The organism is Actinomyces sp. Z5 (assembly GCF_003287795.1).
Lineage (GTDB): Bacteria > Actinomycetota > Actinomycetes > Actinomycetales > Actinomycetaceae > Actinomyces > Actinomyces glycerinitolerans.
In genome coordinates, this window is sequence record NZ_QMIN01000100.1 from 1 (window position 1) to 10,177 (window position 10,177).

8 protein-coding genes are annotated in these 10,177 nt (G+C 64.4%); 5 read left to right on the forward strand and 3 right to left on the reverse strand.

The features are described from left to right. Positions 1–51: 51 nt before the first annotated feature. From DRB06_RS13470 to thrC, 3 genes are all read right to left on the reverse strand, one after another. Positions 52–1,020, reverse strand: coding sequence for a D-alanine--D-alanine ligase (locus tag DRB06_RS13470; protein WP_181575277.1), 969 nt, complete (start codon positions 1,018–1,020; stop codon positions 52–54). A gap of 65 nt (positions 1,021–1,085) precedes the next feature. Beyond that, positions 1,086–2,393, reverse strand: coding sequence for a PLP-dependent aminotransferase family protein (locus tag DRB06_RS13475; RefSeq protein WP_073333420.1), 1,308 nt, complete (start codon positions 2,391–2,393; stop codon positions 1,086–1,088). A 332-nt stretch (positions 2,394–2,725) separates the two neighbouring features. Next, complete coding sequence (gene thrC, locus DRB06_RS13480) at positions 2,726–4,216, reverse strand: threonine synthase (protein WP_111820232.1); 1,491 nt, start codon at positions 4,214–4,216, stop codon at positions 2,726–2,728. A 333-nt stretch (positions 4,217–4,549) separates the two neighbouring features. Between thrC and DRB06_RS13485 the strand changes: the two genes are divergently transcribed. The 5 genes from DRB06_RS13485 (at position 4,550) to DRB06_RS13500 (ending at position 9,710) form a co-directional block, all read left to right on the forward strand. Continuing rightward, complete coding sequence (locus DRB06_RS13485) at positions 4,550–4,861, forward strand: type VII secretion target (RefSeq protein ID WP_146750902.1); 312 nt, start codon at positions 4,550–4,552, stop codon at positions 4,859–4,861. A 129-nt stretch (positions 4,862–4,990) separates the two neighbouring features. Continuing rightward, positions 4,991–7,501 carry a hypothetical protein gene (locus tag DRB06_RS13490; protein ID WP_146750903.1) on the forward strand — a complete coding sequence of 837 codons (2,511 nt, stop codon included), beginning with the start codon at positions 4,991–4,993 and terminating at the stop codon, positions 7,499–7,501. 72 nt (positions 7,502–7,573) lie between these two features. Next, positions 7,574–7,978, forward strand: a complete 405-nt coding sequence (locus tag DRB06_RS15900) for a hypothetical protein (RefSeq protein WP_146750904.1) — start codon at positions 7,574–7,576, stop codon at positions 7,976–7,978. 386 nt (positions 7,979–8,364) lie between these two features. Continuing rightward, positions 8,365–9,021 carry an SMI1/KNR4 family protein gene (locus DRB06_RS13495; RefSeq protein WP_111820235.1) on the forward strand — a complete coding sequence of 219 codons (657 nt, stop codon included), beginning with the start codon at positions 8,365–8,367 and terminating at the stop codon, positions 9,019–9,021. A gap of 35 nt (positions 9,022–9,056) precedes the next feature. Continuing rightward, complete coding sequence (locus DRB06_RS13500) at positions 9,057–9,710, forward strand: DUF6301 family protein (RefSeq protein ID WP_258522272.1); 654 nt, start codon at positions 9,057–9,059, stop codon at positions 9,708–9,710. Positions 9,711–10,177: the final 467 nt, after the last annotated feature.

A 10,177-nucleotide genomic window follows, 5' to 3' on the forward strand; every position in this document is an offset into this window, starting at 1 on the left:
GATGTTTCACGTGAAACATCGCGGCCCTCTCGGCTCGAGGACGCCGGTCGTTCAGGGGCGCACCGCTGGATGGCGCACGATGTCGTCATACAGCTTCGGCAGGTCGCCGGCGGCCTGCGCGGCCATCGGGAACAGGGAGACCTCGGTCATGCCGGGGATGACGTTGGCGTCGATGAACCAGGGCTGGCCCTCGGCGTCGACGATCAGATCGGTGCGCGAGAGGTTGCCGAGTCCGAGCGCGCGGTGCACGGTTACGGCCATCTCCTGGGCGCGCGCCTGCACCGAATCGTCGACGCGGGCCGGGACGAAGTACTCCGAGCGGCCGGGGTTGTAGCGGGCGTCGAAGTCGTAGCGGCCCTGGGAGACCACCTCGACCGCGGGCAGTGCGTGCGGGCCATCGCCCGTGTCCACGACCGACACCGCGAGCTCGGTGCCTTCCACGTACCTCTCGATCAGCGCCCGCTCGTCGTAGGCGAAGCAGGAGACCATCGCGGTGCGCAGCTCGTCGGCGTTCTCCGCGTAGGAGACGCCGAGTCCGGAGCCGCCCTGGTTGGGCTTGACCACCACGGGCAGGCCGAGGTGACCGGCGACGACGCCGAGCACCTCCTGCGCGCCGAGCTGGCTGAAGTACGCCTTGGGCAGCGTCACCGAGTCCGGCGTGAGGACGCCGGCGGCGCGCACGGATGCCTTGGCCGTCGGCTTGAAGGATGCGCGCTGGCAGCCGTCGGAGTGCGTGCCCACATAGGGCAGGTCGAGGGCGATCAGCACGTTCTGCAACCCGCCATCCTCGCCGTGACCCCCATGCACCAGCGGCCACACCACGTCGGGGCTGAACGCCTTCAGGGAGGCGATGGTGCGCGCGTCCACGTCCATGACCAACACGTTGTGGCCCAGGTGCTTCAGGACGCTGGCGACGCGGTGTCCGGAGCGCAGTGACACGTCGCGTTCGTGGCTGAGACCGCCCGCAAGTACGGCTATGCGCAGCGGCGCGTCGGGGTTGGATTCGGCGGTGTCGGACATGGACGGCTCCTCGTTGTTCAAGGTCGATTCGGTGTGCATGCGTCGGTGCGGGTGATGATGGGGTCTCAGACCTGGTCCGGCGAGGGTGCGGAGACGCCGCCCGAAGGCCGCTGGCAGGCGGGTCCGAACAGGTTGACCAGTTCCAGGTCGTGGGTGACGACCTCGGAGAGACGCCGCACTCCCTCGCGGATGTCGACTGGTTCCGGATAGCAGAAGGACAGACGCATGTGGTCGCGGCCGGCGCGGCCGCCCGCGTAGAAGGCGGTGCCGGAGACGTAGGCGACGAGGTTGGTGACGGCCCGCGGCAGCATCTCCTTGGCGTCGAGGCCCTCGGGCAGTCCGACCCAGACATAGAAGCCGCCTTCGGGCACGTTCCACGTGCACATGGGCATGAACTCGGAAAGAGCGTCCACCATGGCGTCGCGGCGCCTGCGGTACATGGTGCGGAAGTCTTGGATCTGACCGCGCCAGTCGAAGTTGTCCAGGTAGTTTGAGATCGAGAACTGGCCCACCGAGCTCGGACACAGGATGGCGGCCTCGGAGGCCAGCTTCATCTTCTCCCGCACCGCCGGCGGCGCCACGGCCCACCCGACGCGGTATCCGGGCGCGAAGATCTTTGAGAAGGATCCGAGGTAGACGACGTCGTCGGGCGCCAGGGTCTTCAGCGCGGTGTGCGTGCGGCCCTCGAAGTCGAGCAGTCCGTAGGGGTTGTCCTCGATGATGAGAATGTGGTGGCGGCGGCAGATCTCGATGACCTGTGGGCGCCGCTCCTCCGAGAGGCTGACGCCGGCCGGGTTGTGGAAGTTGGGTAGGCAGTAGAAGAACTTGACGTGCCGGCCCTGCCGCTCAAGGTCGGTTATGGTTTGCTCGAGCGCTTCGGGAATGACGCCGTCGGCGTCGATGGGCGCCTGTTGGACGTCGGCCTGGTAGGTGGAGAAGATGGACAACGAGCCCACGTAGGTGGGCGCCTCGGTGAGGATCACGTCGCCGGGATCGATGAACAGCTCGGTGACGATGTCCACCGCCTGCTGGGAGCCGGTGGTGATGACGACGTCCTCGGGGTCGGCGTCGATCCCCTCCAGCGCCATGACTTCGGGGATCTGCTCGCGCAGTCGCGGCAGTCCCTGTCCGTTGCCGTACTGGAGCGCGCGACCGCCGTCCTTGCGGATCATGCGGGCCGTCGCCTCGGCCAACTCGTCGAGTGGTAGGTCCTTCAGGTTGGGCATGCCGCCGGCGAGGGAGACTACTTCGGGCCGGGAGGCGACGGCGAACAGGGAGCGAGTCTCGGACTCGCGCAGGCCGTACGCTCGCGTGGCGTAGGAGTCGAGCCAGGGGTCCAGCCGGTTGCCTCGTTGTGGGTTCGTCTCGTTCACGTGGTAATCCCTCCCGGCGGGTGGTGCTTCGTCAGAGAACAGTCTGCCACGCTTGGGCTTGACGGTGATGTTTCACGTGAAACATCACCAGACGGGAGCGCTCGGGCGATGACAGTGAGCGAGTTCTTCGCTGGCGTGGCCCGCCGTGCCTCGATTACGAGGGCCACCTGAACTCGCTACGGTCGGTGCATGCCGCACATGGAGTATGTGCAGCGATGTTTCACGTGAAACATGGACCGTCGACACGAGTGTTTCACGTGAAACACTTCGGGCCCGGCCCGGATGTTTCACGTGAAACATGCTCACCCGGTTGTGGCGGCGGTTCTCGGCATTCAGGATCGCAGCGCGTCGGCGGCAATGAGCGCCCGCAGCCGCGACTCGTCGCAGGGGATGCTCACCACGTGCTGCTCGGCGTCGAGAAGACACTGAATCGCCTCGGGCACGGGCTGCGGGGCGCCGAGCGCCTCGGCAACGGTCTCCGGGAACTTCTCCGGCCGGGCGGTCTCCAGCACGAGGGTCGGAACTTCCGGTTCCATCAACCGCAGGGCCACGGTCACGCCGTCGGCGGTGTGCGGGTCGATGGGTGCAGCGGTGGCCTCGTGTACGCGCCGGATCGCGGCGAGCCGGTCGGCATGAGTCGAGGTGCCGGAGACGAAGCCGAACTCATCGCGCATCCGTGCCAGCTGATCGGAGAGGTCCAGCACCCCGGTACGCTCCAGCTCGGGCCAGCGGGAGTGGAACTCCTCGGCACCGAGCAGAGTCCAGATGAAGCGCTCGAGGTTGGAGGCCTTGGAGATGTCCATGGACGGACTGGAGGTGGCCAGGGTCTGTGCACTCGAGCGGGGCCGATAGACGCCGGTGGAGAAGAACTCATCCAGCACGTTGTTCTCATTCGTGGCCAGGATCAACCGGCGGATCGGCACCCCCATGGTGCGGGCGAGATGACCGGCGTAGATATTGCCGAAGTTGCCGCTGGGCACCGCGACGTCCACGCGGAAGGTGCGCTCGGTGGTCGGCTCGCCAACCCCGGCGCCCGCTGCCGCCCCGGCGAGGCCCTCCGCGACGCCGTCGGAGGCGCGCAGCCAGGCCCACACGTAGTAGACGACCTGGGCGGCGATGCGCCCGAAGTTGATGGAGTTGACCGCGCCGATGGTGTACTCGGCCTTGAAGGCGGCGTCGCCGTTGATCGCCTTGACCAGGTTCTGGCAGTCGTCGAAGACACCTTCGACGGCGATGTTGTGAATGTTCGCGTCGGCGAGCGAGTACATCTGCGCGCGCTGCACATCGCTCATGCGGCCCTGCGGTGAAAGCATGAAGACGCTGACGCCGTCGCGGCCACGGAAGGCGTGCTCGGCGGCCGAGCCGGTGTCCCCACTGGTGGCACCGAGGATGTTGAGCACGCGTCCCTCGCGGGCCAGCCGGTACGGGATCGCCTGCCCGAGGAACTGCATGGCCAGGTCTTTGAACGCCATGGTCGGCCCCTCGGACAGTCCCACCAGGGCGAGCCCGGGGGCGACGGCGTCGAGCGGGCGCAGCGGCACCACCGGTTCCGGAAAATGCTCCGGACCGTAGGCGGCCGCGGTCAGCGCCCGCAGATCGGCGGCCGGGATGTCGGTGGCGTACAGGCCGATGACCTCGGCGGCGAGCTCCGAGTAGGTCAGTGCCCGCCAGGACTCCAGAGTGGCGGCGGATACCCGCGGGACCTCTGCGGGGACAGCGAGGCCGCCGTCGGGAGCCAATCCGGACAGGAGCACGTCAAGGAATCCGGTGGGCGCCATGCCGCCCCGGGTGGAGATGAAACTCGTGTCCTGCGTGCGGTGCATGTGCCGCCCTCCCGTGCGCCGTGCTGAAGCGGCCCCATCCTATGCGACGAGTGCCTTTGGGTCGCTAGGCAATGCGGCATATCCCGAAGGGGGGAGGACATGGTGAAGATCCCATCCGTATGCCTGGTAAGTGGCGTTGCGGGTTTGGTATGTTCCATTTCGGTAACACGCATGATGAGGAGCTTCGGTGGACGACGAGATCGATGACGCTGCGGCGCAGTCGGGCCGGCGGCCTGGGACCGCCCCGCGGGGTGCGGGCCTGATCGACCCGACAGGTTCGTTAGGAAGCTTCCGGCAGAGCGATGACGGGCGTGGCCTGTGGGGTGGTTGGTGATGGCTGACCTGGAGATCTCCCCGGAGGTGTGGCGCACCCACGCCGGGCATATCGCCTCGGTAGGCGACGGACTGGACACGGTGGAGTCTGCATCTGATGCGGCGTTGGCGGGTGAGCCGTTCGGGATGTTGTGTACGCCGTTGTTCGCGTCGTCGTATGAGAGCGCGAAGACTCAGTTCGATTCGAGCCTGTCTGATATCGGGGATCTGCTCGAGCAGGACGTGCAGGACTTGAAGGACACAGCCACCGACTTCGAGGAGACCGACTCCCAGGCGGCTACCGACGCCAACAACACCTACCCGTCTTACTGAGGGCTGGGTGCGGCTGGTTGTGGTGTGTGTTCGGCGGGTGGGTGTCTGCCGCGGGACTGACGGGTTGTAGGCCTGTCCGCAACGGTTTGGTTACATGATTACTATGATTTGTTTCCCTGGAGGTTCCTGGTGACTACCGCTAATCCGCTGGTGGCTGAGCGGCAGGATTCGACGTCGTTTTGGGCGGGTACGGGTATTGGTGAGGATCTGTCGGATCTGAGTGAGGCGATCGGTAATGGGTCGTGGGTGTACGGCTCCCTGGCGGGTGTGGCCTTGGCCGGGGATGTGGTGTTCACGGTATTCAACCCGATTGCGGCTGCGGTCAGTGCAGGTCTGGGGTGGTTGATCGAGCATATTCATCCGTTGGACGAAATGCTGGAGCAGCTGACCGGTGATGCCGATGCGGTGATGGCGGGGGCGCAGACCTGGACGAACATCTCCGAGGCGCTTGCGACTCATGCGCAGGATGTGCGCAACTATGTGACCGCGGACATGGCGGGTCAGGCCGGGTTGGCGGCCGCTGCGTGGCGGTCGCGGGCCAAGGAGCTGTCCGATGGCCTGGACGGTGCCTCTGGGGCGGCGTCGGGGATCGCCAAGGGTCTTCAGATCGCCGCCGCGATCGTGCAGTTCGTCCATGACATGGTGCGTGACACGATCACCGAGGCCTTCGGCATGCTGATTCAGGCGGCGGCGGAGGAGGTCTTCTCGCTGGGGCTGCTGACACCGCTGGTTGCCTATCAGACCTACTCGTGGATTGCTACACGGGTGACCAGGCTGTCCGGGAAGATCAAGGACCTGGTCACCTCCATCTCAGCCCTGTCGCACTTGCTGAGCCGGGTGCCGCCGGGTCTTACCCGCATGGTGAGCAAGCTCAAGAAACTGAAGAAGCTGGCCCCCTCCAACCTGGCTGAGGCCACGGGCCGGGGAATCGGCCGCACTGCCAGGAAGCACTTGGTCGGCTCTTCCAGGCCCCACGCGCACGCTGCTCCCAGTACACGGGCGGCACGCAGCGCCAACAACCTCGACGGCCCCGGCACCACCAGCACGCCTGCGCCTGCTGGCGACACCGCCGGGTCTGTGGGCGGTCCCGGTGGTGCGGACGCCGCTGGTGGCCGGTCATCGGCTTCCAGCGGTACCGGATCGACCACAGCGGGTGGCGGCGCCCACGCGGGCTCCGGTTCCGGCGGTACCGTCGGTGGTGTTGGCGCGGCGGGCGGTACTGCCAGCGGCGGCTCGTCCGCTGGTGGTGGCTCCGATGCTCTGTTCCATGGCATTCACCCCACTCGTGGGGACATGAGCGCCGAAGCTCCCCCGGCCCACGGCGCCGCGAGTTCGTCGGGCGGTCCGGGTCAGGCGTCGGCTCCGTCCTCGCCCGATGGTGCTGGTGCTCGTGGTGGGTCCTCGTCGGGCTCCCCCGGCAGTGCTGGCGGGGCCGGGACTCCAAGTACTTACAGCGATGCTGCATCCTCTGCCGGGAACAACAGCTACCACGGCATTAACCCGATACATGGCGACACCAGTACCTCTTCATCGGCCCACGGCGCCGCGCACGCCGATGTCGGTTCAGGCGCTGACACCCAGCGTGCGGGCAGCAGTGGCTCGGAGGGCGCTCACACCAGCACCCCCGACGCGACCACCGGCCGAGCCGGTGGCGGCGGCTCTGGTGCCGGGGGCAGCCGGGCCGACGCTGGCGAGCCTGAGCCCGCCAGTCGCAACGGCTCTGACGCTGATGCCAAGCCCCGCGGCCGGTCCGGTGCTGACGGCGACCCGGGCAGCAACCGGCCTGCCGACCACAACTCGGAGCAGCATCAACCCGATGAGCACGGCAAACAGGCTCCCGACGAGCGACCCCGGGACACCGACTCGCCGGGCTCCTCCGAGCGCCCCAGTGGCCATGAGGCCGAGCCCGAGTCCGTGTCTGCTCACATGGACCCAGAAGGCAACAGCTCTCATTCGAGTACCGCGGCAGCTGACAGTACAGCCCCACACGGCAAGGCCGACGACGCACCCGACCCGGCCAGCGGCGGTCACAAGGACGCGCCCAGCAGCGACACCGACACTACCCACAAGAGCAACGACGGGGACACCAGCAACGACCACGCAAAGGACAACACCGCCGATCACGACAGCCAACACGAGGGCGATGTCGACCACGACGCGAACAAAGGCGTGGACGGCTCCGATGATGCTCCAGACTGGTCCGACCAAGAGACACGCGACAAATGGTTCGATGATTGCGACACCCTACAACGACCACCTAACACAGACGCTGTCACATACCAGCATCGCGTTCTGGGTACCGATGTTGAACGCGTACTTGTAGCCGACAACGGGGACACAGTAGTAGCGGACGCCGTGAAACCCGATGGAACCGCATACACCGCATACGATGCCAAGCACACAGCGGGAGGCTCAAATTCCATGTACGAAGGGGGTCGCCCACCCTTCATCCAGGAAAAACTCATGAGACAGTTCGATGACGAGATCAGGCGGTACGGCGAGGTAATTCAATCCCAATGCAATCCCGTCGATAGACTTGTAGTTGTAACCAATACGCGAAAGGCTCAGGAATACTTGACTCAGCGTATTCAAGCGATCCTTGGAGACGGCGTTCCGTTTGAAGTTCAATTCATCCCATGATATGCTGAGTCAAAACACGCAGAGTTCAACAACACATCCCACCAGGAGCGTCAAATGGGGGGAAACCACTTGGTGACAACCGTCACCTCGACCCAGTATATGTTCGACGCAGAAGACTTCCTGCGTCACGCCCAAGAAAAATGGCCCAACTGTCGCGTATTTCGGTTCGATTCTGAAGACAGGACGTCGGATGCCTCAGTGAACGTACGTCCAGCTGGCGGCGTTCCGTTTAACGTGATTCACTATCCTGACAATCAGACATTGTCTACGGACGCAGAGGACAGCGTGGCCGCAGATATTGCCGCGTGGATACGATCGCTGCACCCAAACCCAGAGTTAGTCCTATGGTATATCGATGATTCTTTCGCCGGACACGTTGTTCTTTTTCCCGGAATCACCGCCGAAGAGATTCTCTCCAATTGGGTAGACCACAAGGAACATGACCCATACGCAGAGTATCCCGACTACTTCAAGTGACACACAAACGCACATACAACCCAGGCACGAATCCGCGCCACCCGCGTCGACGCCCCAAATAACGACTATTTCTGGCTCTTCCGATGTAAGGGTGTAGTAGCTGTTGTTTGAAGCCGCCGGATTGTACGAAACGGGACGCGTGTCAACTGAAGGTAGCCTGAGCCGCTACGAGGTTAGGCTGCCAGGGCGGAGCGAGCGCTCCATCCCTAACTGTGTACAGGTAAGGTCGTGGGCATGTTCCGGACACCACGTGGACTGCTGACCCGAACCCTCACGAGTGGCAAACATTGTCCAAACGCGTCAACGGCAGTCTTGCCGGTCAGGCAAGATGGTATCCTATTGGGTATAAACCCACTGAATTCAGATTCGATGAGGGAGAATGACTCATGGTCGAATCAAACGATTCCGACAAGGCGCAAGTCGGATGGCCTGAATACATTGGTTTGGGGTGGCTTATTAACCAGGAGCGTATGGAGGCCGACCTGAAGCACCTGTGGGAGTATTCCCTGCCGAAGGTGCGGGCAAGTGAGGAGCAGGTCATCCAGGCCGAGAAGCAGCTCGGGTTCAGACTGCCCGAGTCCTACCGCAGCTTCCTGCTTGCGGCCAACGGCTGGCCCAACTTCACCCAGAACGTTACAATATTCTCCACCCAGGACCTTGTCGGAGGCCCCTTGTACGACAGTGCCCGTATACCTTTGAATCTTCCGGAGTGTGTGGCGGCGATGGCCATGGACGGTGTGATAGCCGAAGAGCACTTCCCGGTCGCCGCATCTGAACTCGAAGACACTGTTTTTCTCATGGGTAAGCCCGGCACCACCAGCGAGGGTAAAGTCGTCTGGTACGCCGACGGTCAGGTGATTGACCGGTACGATAACTTCCACGACTTCTACATGGCCATGCTAGAATACAACAAGAGTGATGCGCGCGAACTCCGTCAGGAGAACGGTCTGCCACCAAGACTAATGCCCGGCGAGAAGGGATATCGGCCGCCGCGCTTCGAGGATGATGAGCCACATGCCAACGCCCAAGCGCCAGAGGCGTGAGTCGACGTGGCGAGCGACTCGGGGAGGAAGCGGGCATGAGCAGTACTAGCGGCGGGCAGGACGGTACCGGTGCACCCCCGGGGACCGGCGCTCCGGCAGGGGCGGCTTCGGGGCTTGAGCTGTCTCTACCTGGTGGTGGGGTGTTTCGGGTGGTTCCGCCTGAGGTGGGTGTGCCGGTGATTCGGCTGTGGTTGGAGCATAAGTGGCCCATGAGCGTACAGGAGGGTTTGGAGCTGCGTGACCGTCTTGGCTGGCAGTCTTCCCCGACTAGGGAGACCATGTTTACTACCGGTCATGACCTGGGCGGGAAAGATGCGTCTTTCATCATTGGCGAAGGTCAGATGGACTCGTTCCGCATGGGGTTGGCTTCGCGTGTTCCTAAGGCCAGTGCGCCGCCGGAGGCGGCTGTGCTGGTGCGCCAGGTGTACGCCCAGTACGTCGAAGTGCTGACCGGCTTGTACGGTACCGGCACTACTAAGCACTTCCAGGGGCGTAACGGCCCCCAGGAGTCCACTACCTGGACCCTGCCGAGCGGGGCATCGCTGCGACTCGGTACCGTCGGGCGAGTCCTCAGCGCCACCGTAAACTCGCCTGCTGCTAATCGTGCGGCCGAGGCCGAACGACGCTATCTCGCGCAGGAGGCCGAGTTCCCAACCGAGCCCCCGCCGCGGCCCCGCACCAACAAGTGACGCGATACAACCACCTGGCGTTCGCGTCCTCCGGTATGGGGCTGGAACCAATGTCGGGGAGGATGTCTCTGACTTGACCTGGGTCATTGGTGGCCGTGGATACAGTGGTCTCGGCAGGGGAAGCGTCGTCTGCAAAAGTAGGTGCCGTCCATGAACCTGCGCTGCTCAATTGGAGCCGCACGGAGCTGAGCTGCCTCGCCGAGACGAGAGAGGCGATCTCCTCCGAACTGAAGAGCCCGGCGCGGTCGTTGCGGGCTGAGGGTTGTTGGTACTGTTTCATTAGCCTGAGTTGCGGGAGGCTTGTGCGGGCATGACGCCGACGAGCTGATTTTGCTGGAGGACGTCCCCATCAGCTGAGTTCAAGCCTCGTGCGTCGGAGACTCGTGTCGGCGAGCGTGGATGTCCACCCGGTGCTGAGGAATGTCCGGGATCGGCACAAACGCGTCGGCGGGCCCAAAGGGCCCGCC

What these genes read in the sequence shown, in the direction of transcription:
- DRB06_RS13470 (WP_181575277.1), bottom strand. Translation starts at nt 1,020, where the DNA reads ATGTCCGACACCGCCGAATCCAACCCCGACGCGCCGCTGCGCATAGCC.
- thrC (WP_111820232.1), bottom strand. Translation starts at nt 4,216, where the DNA reads ATGCACCGCACGCAGGACACGAGTTTCATCTCCACCCGGGGCGGCATG.
- DRB06_RS13495 (WP_111820235.1), top strand. Translation starts at nt 8,365, where the DNA reads ATGGTCGAATCAAACGATTCCGACAAGGCGCAAGTCGGATGGCCTGAA.
- DRB06_RS13485 (WP_146750902.1), top strand. Translation starts at nt 4,550, where the DNA reads ATGGCTGACCTGGAGATCTCCCCGGAGGTGTGGCGCACCCACGCCGGG.
- DRB06_RS13500 (WP_258522272.1), top strand. Translation starts at nt 9,057, where the DNA reads ATGAGCAGTACTAGCGGCGGGCAGGACGGTACCGGTGCACCCCCGGGG.